This window comes from Mycobacterium sp. PS03-16 (genome assembly GCF_004570325.1).
Lineage (GTDB): Bacteria > Actinomycetota > Actinomycetes > Mycobacteriales > Mycobacteriaceae > Mycobacterium.
The window spans coordinates 103,717-122,031 of sequence record NZ_SPQO01000008.1; the positions used below are offsets into that span (position 1 = coordinate 103,717).

The following is an 18,315-nucleotide window of genomic DNA, read 5'->3' on the forward strand; positions in this document are numbered from 1 at the left end:
AGCAGGCAAACAAGGCGGACTAGAACGTGCTCATCGGCCGCACGCTGTTGGCCAGATCGATCAGCGCATAGCGGTGGGCCTGGGTGGGGGCCACCCGGGCCAGGTTGCGCAGCGACGCCTCGACGCCGAGTTGCAGACCGTGTTCGGTGAACGGGAACCCGAGGATGTGGTTGGTGCTCGCCTCGTTGTCGGCCAGCCAGTCCATCGCGGTGCCCAGCACCAGCGCCCGGATCTGCAGCACCCGCGGTTCGGTGTCGGGCAGCGCCTCCACCCGGCGGGCGGCGTTGCGGATCTGCTGCTCGGTGATCTCACTCGACGACCGCCCCGACAGCAGCGTCACCGCGCTCGTCAGCCGGGCGGTGGTGAAATGCCGTGACGTGGCGGGTACTTCGTCGAGCGTGCGGACGGCGCCGTCCCTGTCGCCGCGGACCGACTGCGCCCGCGCCAGCCCGAAACCGGCCGAGATGACGCCGTGGTCGGTGGTCCACACGGTCTGGTAGAAACTGCGCTCCGCGGTGTCACCGGCGAGTTCGGCCGTCGCGGCCAGCGCGAGTTTGGGCGCCAGCTCGCCGGGCAGCGTGTCGAGCACCTCGGTGAAATGCTTGGTGGCCGCCTCGTAGTCGGCGGACAGGAGTTCGGCCACCGCACGGAACCACACCAGCCGCCAGCGCCAGCCCACCCGGCCGGCCAAATCCTCGAGCTTGCGGGTGGCCTTCGCGACGTCGCCCAGGTCGAGCAGCGCACGCGCCTCCATCAGCGGCAGCTCCACCGACTCCGACAGGTCGATCCCTTCGGAGTCCAACGCCCCGTGCCGCGCCGCGCGCAGCTGGTCGAGCGTCTGCACCGGCTCACTGAGCACGCTGGCCGACAGTACGGCCGCGCCGACGTCCGTCGGATCCACCAGCGGCACCTGCAGCGCCCGGACGATCTCCTGCGCGGTCAGCTTCTCCGAGTGCACCTGCCCGTCGACGTAGACGTCGGTGTGCGCGACCAGCAGGTCGATGCCGAACGTCGACCGCGACGGCGAGAACACCGTCGACAGACCGGGTCTGGGCACCCCGGTGTCCTGTGCCACCACCTCGCGCAGCACGCCCAGCAGTTGCGAGGACATCTCCTCGGCGCTGCCGAACCGCCGGCGCGGGTCCGGGTCGATCGCCCGGCGCAGCAGCCGCCCGAACGAGTCGTACTGCGCGAGAACGGGATCGGTTCCGGGCAGGCCGTCGACGTAGCGGCCCTTGCGGGTCCGCAGATCCAGCGTCAGCGCCGCCAGCGTCCGCCCCACCGTGTAGATGTCGCTCTGCACGGTCGGCCCGGTCCGCACGATCTCCGGCGCCTGATAGCCCGGTGTGCCGTACAGATATCCGAACGAGTTGATCGTCGACACCGCGCCGAGGTCGATCAGCTTGACCTGGTCCTCGGTCAGCATGATGTTCTCGGGTTTGAGGTCGTTGTAGGTCAACCCGATGGAGTGCAGGTACCCCAGCGCGGGCAGCACCTCGAGCATGTAGCCGATCGCCTGCGCGACCGGGAGCTTCTCACCCCTGGCCTGTTTGAGCGACGTCCCGCCGACGTACTCCATCACGATGTAACCGACCGGGTTACCGTGCTTGTCGTCGTGTTCGACGAAGTTGTAGATCTTCACGATGCCCGGGTGGGTCACCTCGGCGAGGAACTGCCGTTCGGCCATCGCGATGGCCTGGGCCTCGGCGTCGCCGGAATGCACCAGACCCTTGAGCACCACCGGCCGTTCGTTGACATTGTGGTCGAACGCCAGATACACCCAGCCCAGGCCGCCGTGCGCGATACAGCCCTTGATCTCGTACTGGTCGGCGACCATGTCACCGGGATTGAGCTGCGGCAGGAAGGAGTACGCGCTGCCGCAGTGCGGGCACCAACCCTCGGAGAGCGCCTTGCCGTCCGACGTGGACCGGCCCACCGGCCTGCCGCAGTTCCAGCAGAATCGTTTCGCCTCGGCGACCACCGGGTTGACCATCAGCGCCTGCAGCGGATCCTTCGCGGGCACCCGCGGGATCTCCACCAGCCCGCCGCCCAGCCGGCGCACCGGGGACAGCGCGCGCACCACCGTCGTCGCATGGTCCTGCGGCTCGGTGTCGCCGGTGTGGACCGTGGTGCCTTCGGAGTCGTCGAAGGTCGGCCGGTACACCGCCTGGGTGGCCATCGGCCGCATCGTCGACATCGAGTCCATATCGAGGTCGTCGAGGCTGGCGGGCTGGGTGCCGGGATCCTCGTCGAAAGCGGCCGGCTGGGTGCCGGGATCGTCGTCGACGTTGACGGATCTGGCGCCGGCCACCTCGTCCAGGTCGTGATCGGAGCGGGCCATCAGTCCACGTACCTTGCGACCGGGGGTGCCGGTGCGGGGCCGAGCACCGTCAACCACTTTCGGTACAGCGCATACCACGTGCCGTCGTTGCGGATGCGCTGCAGCGTGCCGTTGACGAACCGGACCAGGCCGGTGTTCTCCCTGTTCACGCCGATGCCGTACGGCTCCTCGTTGAGGCTCGGCCCCACGATGTGCAGATACGGGTCCTGCGACACCAGCCCGGCCAGGATCGCGTCGTCGGTGCTGACCGCATCGACCTGACGCTGCTGCAGCGCCACCAGGCAGTCCGCCCACGTGACGGTCGCGACGATGATCGGCGGCGGCGTGATCTGCTGGATCCGGCGCAGCGACGTGGTGCCCTTCACCACGCACACCCGCTTGCCGGACAGATCGCCGGCCCGCGAGATCGCCGAATCGCGCGGCGCCAGGATGCGCTGGTTGGCGGTGAGGTACACCGTCGAGAACGCCACCTTCTCCTTACGCTCGCACGTGATCGTCATGGTCTTGACCACGACGTCGACCTGGTTCTGTTCGAGCGCGGAGATGCGGTCGGCCGACGACATGATCCGGTACTCGACCTGCGCCGGGCTGCCGAAGATGTCGCGGGCGATCTCGCCGGCGATGTCGACGTCGAAACCGGTGATGTCACCGGTGATCGGATCGCGGAACGAGAACAGATTGCTGCCGATGTCCAGGCCGACGATCAACCGGCCGCGCTCGCGGATGTTGGCCACCGCCTCGTCGGCCTGCGCGCGGGTCGGGAAGGGCCGCAGGCTGGCGGTGCGGTTGCAGTCGTCGTTGTCGGGCATCGGCACCCGCGCCGGTTCGGGCGGCAGTTCCTGCATGCCGGCCGGCGTCGGCGACGCCAGCGTGACCCCCGGCGTCGGCGCGACCGAGGCCGCCTGCGCGCAGCCGGTGAGCAATGCCGGCACGGCCAGCACCGCGACGACCGCCCTGAGAATTCTCATCACCGGCTGTCTGTTCTTCGCGCGAGCGCTCATCAGTGCTCGTCTGTTCTTCGCGCGAGCGCTCATCAGTGCTCGTCTGTTCTTCGCGCGAGCGCTCATCACCGGTACTCGCTCAGTCGGGGCCACAGGCCCAACGCCACCGCGATCGCGGCGATGACGCTGAGCGCGGCTGCGCCCGCCGTCGCGCCGGACAGCACCCGCCGCGCGTTGAGGATGTCGTTGCGCAGCTGGCTGCGGCTCTCCTCGATGCCCTTGTTGAGCACCTCGTTGAGCTTGTCGAACGCCGGCGTCGAATCGCCCTGCCCGGTGCCCAGCGCCACCTGGGTGGCGGCCTGGTAGTTGCCCACCGCGATGTAGGCGTTGATGCGGTCGTCGGCCAGGCGCCACCGGGTGAGCAACTCCGCGGCCGCGGCGAGATCGGTCTTGTCGATCGCGTCCTCGCGGGCCAGATACTCCGACAGCTGGGCCTGCATCACGTCGATTCGCTGGTAGTAGGACTGCTTGCGGACATTCTCGTCGCCGCGCCGGATCAGTGCCAACGTCTCGTCGGCGCGGGCCTGCTGGGCAGTGATGGCCAGGTTGGTGATCGTCTTCAGCGACTCCGCGCCGGTGTCCTTGGCGCTGCGGCTGTCGGCGGTGGAGATCGTCAGCGCCGTGCCCACCCAGAGCACCATGATCAGCACCGCGAGCCCGCCGGCGACGAAGCCGATGTTGACCCGCCTGCGGGTGCGCCGGGCCAGCCACCGGTTCGCGAACACCCCGAACAGCAGGGTGGCCAACACGACGAGGATGACCGGCGCCGGGATCCGCGTCGACGCCGTCGTCTCCTGGTCCACCTGAGTCGAGGTGGCCTCGTAGAGGCGCTGCGCGTCGGGCAGGATCTTGGTCTGCATCAGCGACGACGCCTCCGACAGATAGGAGGAGCCGACGGGATTGCCCGCCCGGTTGTTGGTGCGCGCGGTCTCCACCAGTCCGGTGTACACGGCCAGTTCGGCGTTGATCCGGCCGAGCAGCTGCACCAGCTCCTCGTCGGTCAGGCCGCTCGAGGCGCGGGTGAGCGCGACCGCCGAATCGGTGATCGCCTGCTCGTAGCGCTGTCGGACGTCGCGGGGTTCGGTGCCGGCGATGAACGCGGTCGCGGCGGCGGCGTCGGCCACCGACAGCCGGGTGTAGAGCTCACCGGCGGCGAAGGCCAGCGGTTCGGTGTGGTTGAGCACGGTGGTGAGCGCCTGCTGACGGTCGTTGATGGTGGTCGACGTCGCGAACGCGCACGCGATCGCCAGGGCGGACAACACGATGCCGATGGTGAGGATCCGGCCGGGCGTCGTCCACAGGAACCACCAGCGGGGGTGGGCCGGAGTGGTCGGCGACCGGGACGCCAGCGGCTCGGTCGATGGGTGCGCCAACTCCACAGTCACCTGTGCGCGGTCCTCATCTATCCGGCTACTTTCCGACCGTCCAACTCTATAAAAGAATTCTAAGAGCTCCCGGCACGGCTCGCGCTGATTCGGCGCACAGCCGTCGATGACGTCGCGGCCCTATCCTGTACGGGTGCGTGGGGACGGCGACGGCTGGGTGTTCTCCGAGGGCGGCGGCCGGTACTGGGGCCGGCACGGCGCCGCCGGTTTGCTGCTGCGCGCCCCGCGGCCGGACGGCTCGGCCGCCGTGTTGCTGCAGCACCGGGCCCCCTGGAGTCATCAGGGCGGCACCTGGGGACTGCCGGGCGGCGCCCGCGACAGCCATGAGACCCCCGAGCAGGCGGCCGTCCGCGAGGCGCATGAGGAGGCGGGCCTGCCCGCCGATCAGCTCACCGTCCGCACCACCGTGGTGACCGCTGAGGTCAGTGGCGCCGGCGGGGCGTCGTGGACCTACACCACCGTGATCGCCGACGCGCCCACCCTGCTGCACACCGTGCCCAACCGGGAAAGCGCCGAACTGCGCTGGGTGGACGAGGACGACGTGGCCGCGCTGCCGTTGCACCCGGGCTTCGCGGCCAGCTGGGACCGGCTGCGGACGGTGACGGCCACCATCCCGCTACTGGTCAACGGGCAGCAGTCAGAGCGCCCTTGAGCCGTGCCGCCGCCGCCCGCGGATCCTCGGCGGCGGTGATCGCCCGGACCACGACGATGCGCCGCGCCCCGGCGTCGAGCACCTCCGGCAACCGCGCCTCGTCGATCCCGCCGATCGCGAACCACACCTTGTCCGGGTTGAGCGCCGCGGTGTGGCGGATCAGGTCCAAGCCGGGGGCGGACCGGCCGGGCTTGGTCGGGGTCGGCCAGCACGGGCCGACGCAGAAGTAGTCGACCGCCTCGGCGATCGCGGCGCCGACCTGATCGCTGTCGTGGGTGGACCGCCCGATCAGCGGCCGCGACCCGATGATGCCGCGGGCCACCGGCAGCGGCAGGTCATCCTGGCCCAGGTGGAGCACGTCGGCGCCCGCGGCCAGCGCGATGTCGGCGCGGTCGTTGACGGCCAGCAGGGCGCCGTGGCGGCGCGCCGCGTCGGCGAGCACCTCGAGCGCGGCCAGCTCGTCGCGCGCCTCGAGCGGCCCGAACTGCTGCTCGCCGGGCGACCCCTTGTCGCGCAGCTGGATCAGGTCGACGCCGCCGGCGAGCGCGGCGTCGGCGAACTCGGCCAGGTCACCGCGTTCGCGGCGGGCGTCGGTGCACAGGTACAGGGTGGCCGTGTCGAGGCGGTCGTGGGGTTCGGGCACACCGCGACGGTATCCGGTGACCCCGGCGGCGCAGGTAGGCTGGATGGCTGACGCGGGAGTCCCGGGAGAGCGGGACTGAGAGTGGGTCACGCATCCGGCCCTTACCGTCTGGACCTGATCCGGGTCATGCCGGCGAAGGGAGGTGCACTGTGCCCCATGGATCAGCATCCGCGCCGTCACTGGCCGTGATCGGCGGTGGTGTGATCGGCCTGTCGATTGCGCGGCGCGCGGCGCTCGACGGGTGGTCGGTGCGCGTGCACCGCCGCCCCGAGAAGGGAGCGTCGTGGGTGGCCGGCGGCATGCTCGCCCCGCACAGCGAGGGCTGGCCGGGCGAACACGAGCTGCTGCAGATCGGCCTCGAATCGCTGCGGCTGTGGCACGAGGGGTTCCTCGACGGGCTGCCGCCCGAGGTGGTCACCGCCCGGGAGTCGCTGGTGGTGGCGGTCGACCGCGCGGACGCCGCCGACCTCAAGACCGTCGGGGAGTGGCTGGCCGCCCAGGGCCATCCGGTCTCTTTGACGACCTCGGCGCGCGACATCGAACCACTGCTGGCCCAAGGCATCCGGCACGGGTTCGTCGCCGACACCGAACTGGCCGTGGACAACCGGGCGGTGGTCGACGCGCTGGCCGCGCACTGCGAACTCCTCGGCGTGCAGTGGGCTCCGCCGGTCGACGACCTGGCCGCGGTCGACGACGCCGACCTGCGGGTGCTGGCCAACGGGATCGACGCACCCACCCTGTGGCCGGGCCTGCCGATCCGGCCGGTGAAGGGTGAGGTGCTGCGGCTGCGTTGGCGGCGGGGTTGCATGCCGGTGCCGCAGCGAGTGGTGCGCGCGCGGGTGGGCGGCAGGCAGGTGTACCTGGTCCCGCGGGCCGACGGCCTCGTGGTGGGCGCCACCCAGTACGAACACGGCCGCGACACCGCGCCCGCGGTGAGCGGCGTTCGCGATCTGCTCGACGACGCATGCACGGTGATGCCCGCGCTCGGGGAGTACGAGTTCGCCGAGTGCGCGGCCGGGCTGCGACCGATGACGCCGGACGGGCTGCCCCTGGTGCAACGCCTCGACGAGCGCACACTGGTGGCCGCCGGTCACGGGCGCAACGGCTTTCTACTCGCGCCGTGGACGGCCGAGCGGATCGCCGCCGAACTACGAACGACAGTGGGAGCCGGTAGGTGAAACTGAGGGTGAACGACGAAGACGTCACCGTCGACGACCAGACGACGGTGGCACAGCTGATGGAGCACATGGGTTTCCCGGAGAAGGGGATCGCGGTGGCGGTCGACTGGTCGGTGCTGCCCCGTTCGGAATGGGAGACGCCGCTGCGCGACGGTGCGCGCGTCGAGGTCGTGACGGCGGTACAGGGTGGTTGATGTCAAGGACGCCACGACGTCCAAGCTGACCATCGCCGGGCGGGAGTTCGGCTCGCGGCTGATCCTCGGCACCGGCGGTGCGCCCAACCTGGCGGTCCTGGAGGCGGCGCTAGTCGCCTCGGGTACCGAGCTGACCACCGTCGCCATGCGGCGCGTCGACGCCGAAGGCGGCACCGGGGTGCTGGACCTGCTCCACCGGCTCGGCATCACTGCGCTGCCGAACACCGCGGGCTGCCGGGGGGCGGCCGAGGCGGTGTACACCGCGCAGCTCGGCCGCGAAGCGCTCGGCACCGACTGGGTGAAGCTCGAGGTGATCGCCGACGAACGCACCCTGCTGCCTGATGCCGTCGAACTGGTCCGGGCCGCAGAGCAACTCGTCGACGACGGGTTCACCGTGCTGCCCTACACCAACGACGATCCGGTGTTGGCGCGCCGGCTCGAGGACGTCGGCTGCGCTGCGGTCATGCCGCTCGGATCGCCGATCGGCACCGGGTTGGGCATCGCGAACCCGCACCACATCGAGATGATCGTCGACGCCGCGGGCGTCCCGGTGATTCTGGACGCGGGGATCGGTACCGCCAGTGACGCCACGCTGGCGATGGAGCTGGGGTGCGATGCCGTGCTGCTCGCCAGCGCGGTCACCCGCGCGGCTGATCCGCCGGCGATGGCGGCCGCGATGTGCGCCGCCGTCACCGCCGGTTATCTGGCCCGGCACGCCGGGCGCATCCCCAAGCGGTTCTGGGCGCAGGCGTCGAGCCCGTCCCTGTGAGTGCGGACCGGTATGTGGCACTGGGCTCGTCGATGGCGGCGGGTCCCGGCATCCGTCCGTCGGCGTCGGGCGCGCCGTTTCGGGCCGGCCGGTCGGCGCGCAACTATCCGCACCTGGTGGCCGATCGACTCGGCCTCGACCTCGTCGACGTGACGTATTCGGGGGCGACGACCGCCCATGTGCTCAGCGATTCGCAGCACGGGGCGCCCCCGCAGATCGATGCGCTCGACGGCAGCGAGGCGCTGGTGACGGTGACAATCGGCGGGAACGACGTCGGGTACGTGCCGATGCTGATGGCCGCGGGCCTGCCGCGGATCGTGCGGCGGCTGCCACCGGTCGGCGACCTCCTCGACCGCACCGCGCGTGACCGTGCGCTGGTGGCGGTCGAGGCCTCGCTGCGGCGGGTCGGTGAAGCGATACGAACCCGGGCGCCGCGGGCGCGGGTGATGTTCGTCGACTACCTGACGCTGCTGCCACCACCCGGCGAACCCGTGGCGCCGTTGTCGGATTCCGATGCGGCGCTGGGCCGCCGGATCGCCGACACCCTGGAGCGGGTGACGGGTGCGGCCGCCGCCCAGACCGGCGCGGAGTGGGTCCGCGCCGCCGATGCCAGCCGCGGCCACCACGCCTGGTCGACCGAACCATGGACCACCCGGCCCGGGTTTCCGTGGCCGGGCCGGCCCGCGCCGGCGCATCCGAACGCCGCGGGCATGCGGGCGGTGGCCGACCTGGTGGTGGCACAGTGGGACGACGGCCGGTGATCGAACTCGCCGGTCTGTCCAAACGTTTCGGCCGGATTCACGCCGTCGAGGATCTGACGTTCTCCGTCGAACCGGGCGTCGTCACGGGCTTCCTCGGCCCCAACGGTGCCGGCAAGTCGACCACGATGCGGATGATCCTCGGATTGGACCGGCCCACCGCGGGCACCGCGACCGTGATGGGCCGCGGATACCGGCAGTTGAAGGATCCGCTGCGCACCGTCGGCGCGCTACTCGACGCCCGCCAGGTCCATCCGACGCGCACCGCCCGGTCCCACCTGCGGTGGATCGCGGACAGTAACCGACTGTCGCGCAAGCGGATCGACGAGGTGCTCGACACGGTCGGCCTCACCGAGGTCGCCGGCAAGCCGGCGGGGACCTTCTCGCTGGGCATGAGCCAGCGGCTCGGCATCGCCGCCGCGCTGCTCGGCGACCCGCCGATTCTGCTGTTCGACGAACCGGTCAACGGGCTCGATCCCGAGGGCATCCGGTGGATCCGCACGCTGATGCGCACACTGGCCGCGGAGGGGCGCACCGTGTTCGTGTCCAGTCACCTACTCGCCGAGATGGCGCAGACCGCGGATCGTGTGGTGGTGATCGGCCGCGGGCGGCTGATCGCGGCCACCACGGTCAGCGAGTTCCTCGGCCGGTCCGGGCTCGACACGGTGCGGGTGCGCACGCCGCAGCTCGACCGGTTCGCCGCGGTCCTCGCCGACGCCGGGCTGGCGCCGACGGTGGACGGAGCGACGCTGCTCGTCCCGTCGGCGTCCACCGAGCGGGTCGGTGACCTCGCGGCCGGGCACGGGATCACGTTGCACGAGTTGTCGGTGCAGCAGGCATCGCTGGAAGAGGCGTACATGGCGTTGACGGATCAGGCGGTCGACTACCGGGCGCAGGCATGACGCTGCGCTCGGAAGTCGTGAAGCTGGGGACGACGCGGTCACCGCTGTGGTCGCTGCTGGCTGTCGTCGTGTTGAGCTTGGGATTCGCCGGGGTGCAGGCGTCGGTCGGCAGCACCCGCATGCCGCTGGAACCGGAGCGGGTGGCGATGGGCGTGACGACGTTCGCGGTCCCGGTCCTGTTGATCCTGGCGGCGCTGACCGTCACCGGCGAGTTCCGCACCGGCATGATCAAGACGACGTTCCTGGCGACGCCGTCGCGTACCCGGGTGCTGGCGGCGAAAGCGTTTGTGGCGGCGGTGTTCGCGGGTTTGTCGACGGTGGCGATGGTGATCGCGTCGGTGGTGTTGGTGCGGGTCGTCGGCACCGGGACTCAGGCTGCGGAACTGTCGTTCACGAACGTGGAGGTGTGGCGGACGGTGGGCTCGGCCGGCCTTTACGCGGCCCTCGGTGCGGTGCTGGCCGTCGGCCTCGGCGCGCTGGTGCGGCACAGCGCCGGAGTGATCGCGATCCTGCTCATGCTGCCGTTCGTCGTCGAGCCGCTCCTCGGCACCATTCCGCGAGTGGGGGAGCGGATCGGGCCATTCCTGCCCTTCGCGAACGCGCACAGGTTCACCGAGGTGCCGACCATCCAGACCTTCGCGATGAAGTGGGGGCCGCTCGGGGCGCTGTTGTACTTCACCGCGGTGGTGGGCGTCGTCTTCCTCCTCGCCACGGCGGACGTCAACCGACGCGATCCCTGACAGCGGCGGCGACTTCACTCGCGACCGGCGATGCTGGCAAAGCAGCGTGCTTAATTGGCGGGGCAAGTGCTCAGCCGACGCCCGACGTTGCGAGCGTCGGCGGTGCCACGCGTTCGCTGACCATCTCCTCAGTCGAGGCAAACGTGCAGTTCTCGACTGTGCAGGGGGTCGGCGACACGTTGCTCCGGATGCGCCCCGCCCGAAGTGCGATTGCATTACGCCGGCCACCACACATGCTTTTCAGCAAAACGAACGAGCCAGTAAGAGGTCCCGTCTGATTATTGTTGAAGCAACCAGTTTCTCGGATTCTGGTTCGGCTCGCTCCTCTTTCATGATAGGTATGAGGGTTCTTGCTCGATTCGCCCGACCGAGACGCCAAGGGCGCGAAATGGCGATAAAGCGCCAGTTTGGATGTTGTTCCTCCGGCCTCGCGAAGCGAAGCGACGATCTTGATCCTTTGCTGATGCGTCGTTTCGTCCGACGGTCCGCCGATCCCTCCCGATGCGTAGCCGAAGTAATTACCGCCCGTAACAATTCGCGAAAGCAAGATATGAGCGAATATTGACAAGGATGAAAGTGGCGTAATAACTTGAGCCACCGCCCGGCGTATGGGGTTAGCGCAGGGCAGAAGGGTCGGGGCGTCATGGGCAAGCATTCGATGCGACCGCCGGAGGATTCACCCGCGTCAGAGTCGCCGGAGTCCGGGAATTCCGGTGCGACGGTACGTCGCACCCTGACCGCATTGTTCGCGGGCGGCATGGCGCTGTCGGTGACCGCCTATACCCAGGCACCCGAGATCCCCGCAATACAGCTACTTTCCGCACCGGGCGGAGGCGCGGGGCAGCTGGCGCTCGCGCCGGCGACGAACGGTGACGGGGTGAGTGACCCCGAGGAGACCGACGCTGCGTCTGCAGACGAGGTCTCGAGCGCGGCCGACGAGTCGTCAGCAACCGACGCTGAGGACTCGACCGACGATGCTGACGCCAACATCAGCAACCGCATCGGCACGCGTGGCCTTCTCGATCTCGGAGGCGGGCTCGACCTGGGCAACCTCGATGTCGGTGATCTGGTCGACAACCTCGACGACACACTGGACGTCACGGACGCAACCGATTTGACCGATGTGGCCGACACTCTCGACACCGCGGTGGACGGCATCGGAGACACCGCCGACTCGACGCTCGACGCGGTGGACGACCTACTGGACCTCAGCGATTCGACCGATGCGCCGGACGGCGGGGTGACCGACGTGGTCGACGGGGTGCTCGACACCGTCGACGAGGTCGCCGACGGTACGGATCTGACCGACGTGGTCGACGGCAGCGATCTGACCGACACGCTCGACGCGGCGGTCGACGGCCTGGCCGATACGGCGGATTCGACGCTGGACGCGGTCGACGCCACCCTCGATGTCAGCGACTCGAGCGACACTCCCGATGGTGGGGTGACCGACGTGGTCGACGGCACCGACCTGACCGACACGCTCGACGCGGCGGTCGACGGGGTTGCCGATACGGCGGATTCGACGCTGGACGCGGTCGACGCGACGCTCGATGTCAGCGACGGCTCGGACACTCCTGATGGTGGGCTGACCGACGTGGTCGACGGTGCGGTCGACGGGGTGCTCGACACCGTGGATCAGGTCGCCGACGGCACGGATCTCACCGACGTGGTCGACGGCACCGACCTGACCGACACGCTCGACGCGGCGGTCGACGGGGTTGCCGATACGGCGGATTCGACGCTGGATGCGGTCGACGCCACCCTCGATGTCAGCGACTCGAGCGACACTCCCGATGGTGGGCTGACCGACGTGGTCGACGGTGCGGTCGACGGGGTGCTCGACACCGTCGATCAGGTCGCCGACGTTACGGATCTGACCGACGTGGTCGACGGCACCGACCTCACCGACACGCTCGACGCGGCGGTCGACGGGGTTGCCGATACGGTCGACGGCACCGACCTGACCGACACGCTCGACGCGGCGGTCGACGGCCTGGCCGATACGGCGGATTCGACGCTGGACGCGGTCGACGCCACCCTCGATGTCAGCGACGGTTCGGACACTCCCGATGGTGGGGTGACCGACGTGGTCGACGGTGCGGTCGACGGGGTGCTCGACACCGTCGACGAGGTCGCCGACAGCACGGATCTGACCGACGTGGTCGACGGCACCGATCTCACCGACACCGTCGACGGCGTACTCGATGCCGTCGATGACACGCTCGACACCAACGACCTGCTCGACGGTGTCGGCGCCGACGGTCTGCTCGATGTGGCCGACCTGCTCGACTCCGCACTCGACCTGACCGACGCCGGAGACGCTACCGACGCTAGCGACAGCACCGACGCCGTCGACGCCGCAGATGGGACCGACCGCCGGCCGACACCCGGACCGATCGCGAGGTTCTTCAACTTCCTCGCCGACTTGTTCTGGCGGATCGTCCACATGGTCCAGGACATCATCACAAGGTTCGCGGAGTTGGTCTTCGATCGCAGCACCGACGTCGGCCGCTACGGCTGGTGGGAGGTGTAGTACGCGATGCTCGCCCTGCGGGAGCGCCGACGCTCCGCCCGCGATGACCGGGAGCCCGCAAAGCGCAGCGGTGTTCGCGACATCGCCGTCAGCCTGATGGTCACACTCCTCGTCGCGACCGCCATCGTCGGGTCGCTGCCCGACTCGTCGATCAAGGACGTCGCGGCGCCGGTGCTCGCCCCGCTCATGCGCGTCACCGGGCTCGACCAGAGCTGGGGAGTTTTCTCACCGAATCCGCCGCGCAGGCTCACCGAGGTCGAGGTTCACGTGATCATGACCAACGGCGAGGACCGCGTGTGGCGGCTCGACGCCGACCGTTCCCTGCCGGGTTACCGCTGGCGCAAGCTGAAAGAAGAAGTCATCCGGCACAAAACCCTTCGGCCGGGGCTCGCGAAGTACGTGGTTCGGGAGGTCACCGGGCCCGGCGAGCGGGCGGCGCGGGTCTTGATGATCGTTCAGACCGAGACGCTGCCGCTACCCGGCGAGGGCGAGCCCAAGAAGGTGCGCAGACTGCTCTTCGACTCGGCCGGCCCCTCACGCACTCGCACAACGCAGGAGCGGGCGGAATGACGACGGTACTGGCTCGCGCCGGACGATCCGGCCGTCGGGCCGCTGACGGGTGGCACCGCTTCTGGTTCGCCCTCGAGCCGGCCTACACCCTGGGGTTGGTCCGAATCGCTTTCGGCCTTCTCATGACCGCCTGGACGTTGTCGCTCTATCCGGCGCTCGCCGATCTCTTCGGTCCACAGGGTGTCGTGCCGCGCCCGCCGACCGCCGATTTCACGTGGAGCGTGCTGCGGCTCTTCCCGGACGACCGCGCCGTGTTCATCGCCTGGATCCTGCTGCTGGTCGCGTCGCTGGCGCTCACGGTCGGCTGGCACAGCCGCCTCGCCGCCGTCCTGGTCTTCATCCTCGTCATCTCCTTCGAACGGCGAAATCCATTCGTGATGAACGCCGGTGACGTCCTGCTTCGGATCGAGGCGCTGTTCATCGCGCTGGCGCCCTCGGGCGCGGCGCTCTCGCTCGACCAACGCCGCCGCGCAGGATCCTTCTGGCACGCCGAGAAGCGGGCGATGTGGCCGATCCGCCTGATGCAGATCCAGGTTTCGGTGATCTACGTGTCGACGGTCATCGCGAAGCTGCACGGCGAGACTTGGCAGGAAGGCACCGCGGTGGCCTACTCCCTGCGCCAGCGCGACCTGCTGTTCTTCACCACCCCCACCTGGATCACCGACACGCTCGTGATCTCGAACGTTCTGAGCTGGGGCACCTTGGTGATCGAGCTGGCGATCGGCCTGATGGTCTGGAACCGACGCTGGCGGCCCTGGGTGCTCGCCGCCGGGGTGGCCCTGCACGTGAGCATCTTGTTCAGCATGGCCATCGGCTTGTTCAGCCTCGCGATCTTCGTCTTGTACCTGGCATTCCTGCCCAGCGAGCGCGCCCGAGCCATCGCCGACGCGGCCGCGGCCTGGCTTCGGCGGCGCCGAAGGCCGCATGTCGACGACATCCAATCCGGCGACATCACCTGCGCCCGCACTCCGCCGACGCCGCCACTGCCCGAACCGGTGTCGGCCTCCCAACCGGGCCCGAGACACACCGCTGAAGGCCGGCACGCCAAGCCGCGGCACGGCCGTGTATCGCCGCGACCCTTAGCCGGAGCCCGCGTCGCCGGCCTTGGGCATGCCGGCGAGTAACCACGACAGCACTTGGCCGAAGAGTTCGTCGGACACCCGCGCCGGGTCGATGCGACGCTGCCGGACCAGCCCCTGAAACAGGGCGAGCGCGACGACGGCGAACGTCTCCGGCGTGATGCTGTCGTCGATGCCGTGACCGGTCGGCACCTCGGCGAAGGACGTCGCGAAGTGCAGCGATGGTGGCGGCGTCGATGTCTCGATCTGCCACCTCGACGAGCAACTTGCCGACCGCCCCAAGGGTGCCGCCGGGCTGGTCCCGGGCGGCCTTCATGGTCTCGCCGACGCGCTCCACCCGGTCGACGCCCCGGTCGGCGATCAAACGCGACTCCGCCCGGCTCAAGCGGCGCTGCGTTCGCTCTTCACCCACACTCGGACCGTACGCGGGACTCGCATGTAGATCGTTATCGCGAGTGCGCTTCGCCATGAGGTGCGGAACGGTCGGGCCCGCCGTCGCACGCGGGCATCGAGCCCTCCGATGACGCGGCGGCCCAAGCGCCGACAGCTGAGTCCCCCGCCGGGTGACCTCGGGTCCCCCCGTTCGCGGAGGGGACCCGAGCCCGCGGCCGCAGCCGCTAACGTGGATGCAATGGTGCGCGAGATGCTGGTGGTGTTGTCCGCTGCGGCCCTCACGACGGGTCTGGCGGGGTGTGGCCGCGACACCGAGCCCGCGCCGTCGGCCACCCCGCAGGAGCCGGCGGCCGCGGCCACCGAGTTCGCCACCGATCTGCGCGGCAAGGTCACCGCGGACGCCATGATGGCCCATCTCGCCGAGCTGCAGAAGATCGCCGACGCGCACGGCGGTAACCGCGCGCTCGGGTCACCCGGCTACGACGCCAGTGTCGATTTTGTGGCGAACAAGCTGCGCGACAAGGGCTTCGAGGTGCAGACCCCGGAGTTCGAAGTCAGGCTACCGTTCGCCGAAGACCCCGCGCTCACCGTGGCTGGGCGGGCGGTGACGGCCAAACCGCTGGAGTTCACCATCGGCACCGCGGGGGTGTCGGGCCCGCTCGTCGCGGCGCGGGTCGAGGATTCGCCCGGGTGCACGGCATCGGACTACGACGGCCTGCCCGTGCAGGGCGCCGTCGTGCTGGTCGACCGCGGCGAATGCCCCTTCGGCGACAAACAGGCGGCGGCCGCCGAACGGGGCGCGGTGGCGCTGGTGGTGGCCAACAACGTCGACGGTGACGAGATGGGCGGCACCCTCGGCGAAACCACCGACGTCAGAATTCCGGTGGTCAGCGTCACCAAGGCGCTCGGCGAGCAGTTGCGCGCGGATCCCGGGGAGGCGACATTGCGGCTCGAGGCCGGCGTGCGCACCGAGCGCACCCGCAACATCATCGCCCAGACGAACACCGGGTCGACGGCCGACGTGGTGATGGTCGGCGCCCACCTCGACAGCGTGCCGGAAGGCCCGGGCATCAACGACAACGGTTCCGGCGTGGCCGCGGTGCTCGAGACGGCGCTGCAGCTCGGTCCCGACCCGGACGTGCGCAACACGGTGCGCTTCGGGTTTTGGGGCGCTGAGGAGGTCGGGCTGCGCGGATCCAGTGACTACACGCAGTCGCTGACCGAGGAGCAACTCCGCGACATCGCGCTCTACCTGAACTTCGACATGCTCGGCTCACCCAATCCGGGCTACTTCACCTACGACGGCAACCAGTCCGCGCCGCCGGATCCGCAAGGCCGGGTGCCGCGGGTGCCGGAGGGTTCGGCGGGTATCGAACGGATGCTGGTCGCCTACCTCGACGAGGCCGGAAAGCCGGCCGAGGACACCGGTTTCGACGGCCGCAGCGACTACGACGGATTCACCCGCGCCGGCATCCCCGCCGGCGGCATCTTCTCGGGCGCGGAGGCCGAGATGACGCCCGAGCAGGCACAGAAGTGGGGCGGCGACGCGGGGCAGCCGTTCGACCCCAACTACCACAAACCCGGCGACACGCTGGACAACATCGATCGCACCGCGATGGAGATCAACGGCGGCGGCGTCGCCTACTCCGTCGGCCTGTATGCGCAGGATCAACGCGGCCGCAACGGGGTTCCGATCCGTGAGGACCGCACGCGCCATCCCGCCGACGCGTCGTGAGAACCCGCTGGTTCATCGCGGCCGCGCTCAGTGTGGTGCTGTGCGCCTGCTCTTCGCCCCCGCCCCCACCGCCGGTCGAGCTGGCCGACGAGCTGGCCGGCAAGATCTCCGTCGACGCCCTCTACACCCATCTGCGGGCCCTGCAGGACATCGCCGAACGCCACGGCGGCAACCGCGGCGAGGGCACCCCCGGCTACGACGCGAGCCTCGACTATGTCGCCAACCTTCTGCGCGACAAGGGTTTCGACGTTCAGACACCGGAATTCGACCGCTTCGGCGGCACCCGGGGCGGGCAGCCGCGGCTGACCGTCAACGGCCGGGACCACGCCGTCGAGAAGGCCGCGCTGTTGATCGACACCGGCCCCGAAGGGCTGACCGCGGCGACGTTGCGGCCGACCCGTCCCGCCGGCTGCAGCGCCGCCGACTACCGGGGCGCCGATGTCCGGGGCGCGATCGCGGTGGTCGACGACACCGGGTGCTCGGTGGTGGTCAAACAGGACGTGGCGCTCACCCACGGTGCGGTCGGACTGCTGGTCGCCACCACCGCCGACCGGGGCAGCCCACCGGGCCTGTTCACCCCCGGCTACTACCGCAGGCTCACCGTGCCGGTCGGTATCATCGGCGCCGACGCCAACGCCGCGCTGCGCCGCACCACCGCACCCGTCCGGCTGCGCCTCGACGGTCAGCCCATCATGGTGACCTCCCGAAACCTGCTGGCGCAGACGAGGTCCGGCGACCCCCGCAACGTGGTGATCGCGGGCGCGCACCTGGACAGCGTAAAGGGCGGAGCGGGCATCAACGACAACGGCAGCGGTGTCGCGGCCGTGCTGGAGGCCGCGCTGCAACTGGGGAGCTCACCCCAGGTGGCCAACGCCGTCCGGTTCGCGTTCTGGGGCTCGGAGGAGATCGGACTGGAAGGCTCGCGCGCCTACGTCGGCGACCTCACGGCCGAACAACTCGACGACATCGCGCTCTATCTGAACTTCGACATGATCGGCTCGACCAACGCCGGCTACTTCACCTACGACGGGGACCAGTCCGCGGCCACCACACCGATGCCGAACGTCCCTGACGGCTCGGCCGCCATCGAACGCCTGCTGGCCGGATACCTCAACCTGGCCGGGGTGCGGCCCGCCGACATGCCGCTGACCACCACCAGCGATTACCACCCGTTCCTGACGGCCGGTGTGCCGATCGGCGGTACCACCACCGGTGCAGGACAGCAGAAGACACCGGTGCAGGCCCGCCTGTGGGGCGGCCGCGCCGGGGCGCCGTTCGACCCGAACCACCACACCCGACGCGACACGGTCGACAACGTCGACCACCATGTGCTCGAGGTGATGGCGCCCGCGGTGGCGTTCGCGGTCGGCACCTACGCCCAGTCCACCGACGGCGCCAACGGTGTCCCGCCCAGGAACGAGCGGCACCGCCGGCCGTGA

The 18,315-nt window shown here is 69.9% G+C and carries 17 protein-coding genes and 1 riboswitch; of the genes, 12 read left to right on the forward strand and 5 right to left on the reverse strand.

What is annotated here, in order from left to right; all coding sequences use genetic code 11:
* Positions 1-19: 19 nt before the first annotated feature.
* The 3 genes from E4P42_RS09420 to glnX form a co-directional block, all read right to left on the reverse strand.
* Complete coding sequence (locus tag E4P42_RS09420) at positions 20-2,341, reverse strand: serine/threonine-protein kinase PknG (RefSeq protein WP_167759421.1); 2,322 nt, start codon at positions 2,339-2,341, stop codon at positions 20-22.
* Complete coding sequence (locus E4P42_RS09425) at positions 2,341-3,342, reverse strand: glutamate ABC transporter substrate-binding protein (protein ID WP_135125455.1); 1,002 nt, start codon at positions 3,340-3,342, stop codon at positions 2,341-2,343. The genes E4P42_RS09420 and E4P42_RS09425 overlap by 1 nt, the downstream gene beginning before the upstream one ends.
* A gap of 65 nt (positions 3,343-3,407) precedes the next feature.
* A complete protein-coding gene (gene glnX / locus E4P42_RS09435) occupies positions 3,408-4,727 on the reverse strand; it encodes a protein kinase G-activating protein GlnX (protein ID WP_135125457.1) in 1,320 nt (439 codons plus the stop codon).
* A 133-nt stretch (positions 4,728-4,860) separates the two neighbouring features.
* Here glnX and E4P42_RS09440 point away from each other — a divergent pair, with 133 nt between their 5' ends.
* Positions 4,861-5,379 (forward strand): NUDIX hydrolase, encoded by a 519-nt coding sequence (locus tag E4P42_RS09440; protein ID WP_167759422.1) that lies wholly within the window; start codon positions 4,861-4,863, stop codon positions 5,377-5,379.
* Here E4P42_RS09440 and thiE read toward each other — a convergent pair.
* The gene (gene thiE, locus E4P42_RS09445) at positions 5,351-6,022 is read right to left on the reverse strand and encodes a thiamine phosphate synthase (protein ID WP_135125459.1); all 672 of its coding nucleotides are present in this window, start codon (positions 6,020-6,022) and stop codon (positions 5,351-5,353) included. The genes E4P42_RS09440 and thiE overlap by 29 nt on opposite strands.
* Positions 6,023-6,064: 42 nt before the next feature.
* Positions 6,065-6,180: riboswitch (TPP riboswitch) on the forward strand.
* On the opposite strand from thiE, the gene thiO reads away from it, so the two are divergent.
* The 9 genes from thiO (at position 6,172) to E4P42_RS09490 (ending at position 14,793) form a co-directional block, all read left to right on the forward strand.
* On the forward strand, positions 6,172-7,200 hold the full coding sequence (gene thiO, locus E4P42_RS09450; RefSeq protein WP_135125461.1) for a glycine oxidase ThiO: 1,029 nt from the start codon (positions 6,172-6,174) through the stop codon (positions 7,198-7,200). It overlaps the preceding riboswitch by 9 nt.
* Positions 7,197-7,394: a sulfur carrier protein ThiS gene (gene thiS, locus E4P42_RS09455; protein ID WP_135125463.1), complete on the forward strand. Its 198-nt coding sequence runs from the start codon at positions 7,197-7,199 to the stop codon at positions 7,392-7,394. The genes thiO and thiS overlap by 4 nt, the downstream gene beginning before the upstream one ends.
* Positions 7,387-8,163, forward strand: a complete 777-nt coding sequence (locus E4P42_RS09460; protein ID WP_135125465.1) for a thiazole synthase — start codon at positions 7,387-7,389, stop codon at positions 8,161-8,163. The genes thiS and E4P42_RS09460 overlap by 8 nt, the downstream gene beginning before the upstream one ends.
* Positions 8,164-8,177: 14 nt before the next feature.
* On the forward strand, positions 8,178-8,924 hold the full coding sequence (locus tag E4P42_RS09465) for an SGNH/GDSL hydrolase family protein (protein WP_135125642.1): 747 nt from the start codon (positions 8,178-8,180) through the stop codon (positions 8,922-8,924).
* Positions 8,921-9,823, forward strand: coding sequence for an ABC transporter ATP-binding protein (locus E4P42_RS09470; RefSeq protein WP_135125644.1), 903 nt, complete (start codon positions 8,921-8,923; stop codon positions 9,821-9,823). Before E4P42_RS09465 ends, E4P42_RS09470 begins: the two co-directional genes overlap by 4 nt.
* Complete coding sequence (locus tag E4P42_RS09475) at positions 9,820-10,563, forward strand: ABC transporter permease (protein ID WP_135125467.1); 744 nt, start codon at positions 9,820-9,822, stop codon at positions 10,561-10,563. Before E4P42_RS09470 ends, E4P42_RS09475 begins: the two co-directional genes overlap by 4 nt.
* 877 nt (positions 10,564-11,440) lie before the next feature.
* Complete coding sequence (locus tag E4P42_RS09480) at positions 11,441-13,099, forward strand: hypothetical protein (protein WP_135125469.1); 1,659 nt, start codon at positions 11,441-11,443, stop codon at positions 13,097-13,099.
* Positions 13,100-13,105: 6 nt separating this feature from the next.
* The gene (locus tag E4P42_RS09485; RefSeq protein WP_135125471.1) at positions 13,106-13,669 is read left to right on the forward strand and encodes a hypothetical protein; all 564 of its coding nucleotides are present in this window, start codon (positions 13,106-13,108) and stop codon (positions 13,667-13,669) included.
* A complete protein-coding gene (locus E4P42_RS09490) occupies positions 13,666-14,793 on the forward strand; it encodes an HTTM domain-containing protein (protein WP_135125473.1) in 1,128 nt (375 codons plus the stop codon). The genes E4P42_RS09485 and E4P42_RS09490 overlap by 4 nt, the downstream gene beginning before the upstream one ends.
* Here the strand turns inward: E4P42_RS09490 and E4P42_RS09495 are convergent.
* Positions 14,749-15,030 carry a hypothetical protein gene (locus E4P42_RS09495; protein WP_135125475.1) on the reverse strand — a complete coding sequence of 94 codons (282 nt, stop codon included), beginning with the start codon at positions 15,028-15,030 and terminating at the stop codon, positions 14,749-14,751. The genes E4P42_RS09490 and E4P42_RS09495 overlap by 45 nt on opposite strands.
* A gap of 349 nt (positions 15,031-15,379) precedes the next feature.
* Here E4P42_RS09495 and E4P42_RS09500 point away from each other — a divergent pair, with 349 nt between their 5' ends.
* Positions 15,380-16,876, forward strand: coding sequence for a M28 family metallopeptidase (locus tag E4P42_RS09500; RefSeq protein ID WP_135125477.1), 1,497 nt, complete (start codon positions 15,380-15,382; stop codon positions 16,874-16,876).
* A complete protein-coding gene (locus E4P42_RS09505; RefSeq protein ID WP_135125479.1) occupies positions 16,873-18,315 on the forward strand; it encodes a M20/M25/M40 family metallo-hydrolase in 1,443 nt (480 codons plus the stop codon). Before E4P42_RS09500 ends, E4P42_RS09505 begins: the two co-directional genes overlap by 4 nt.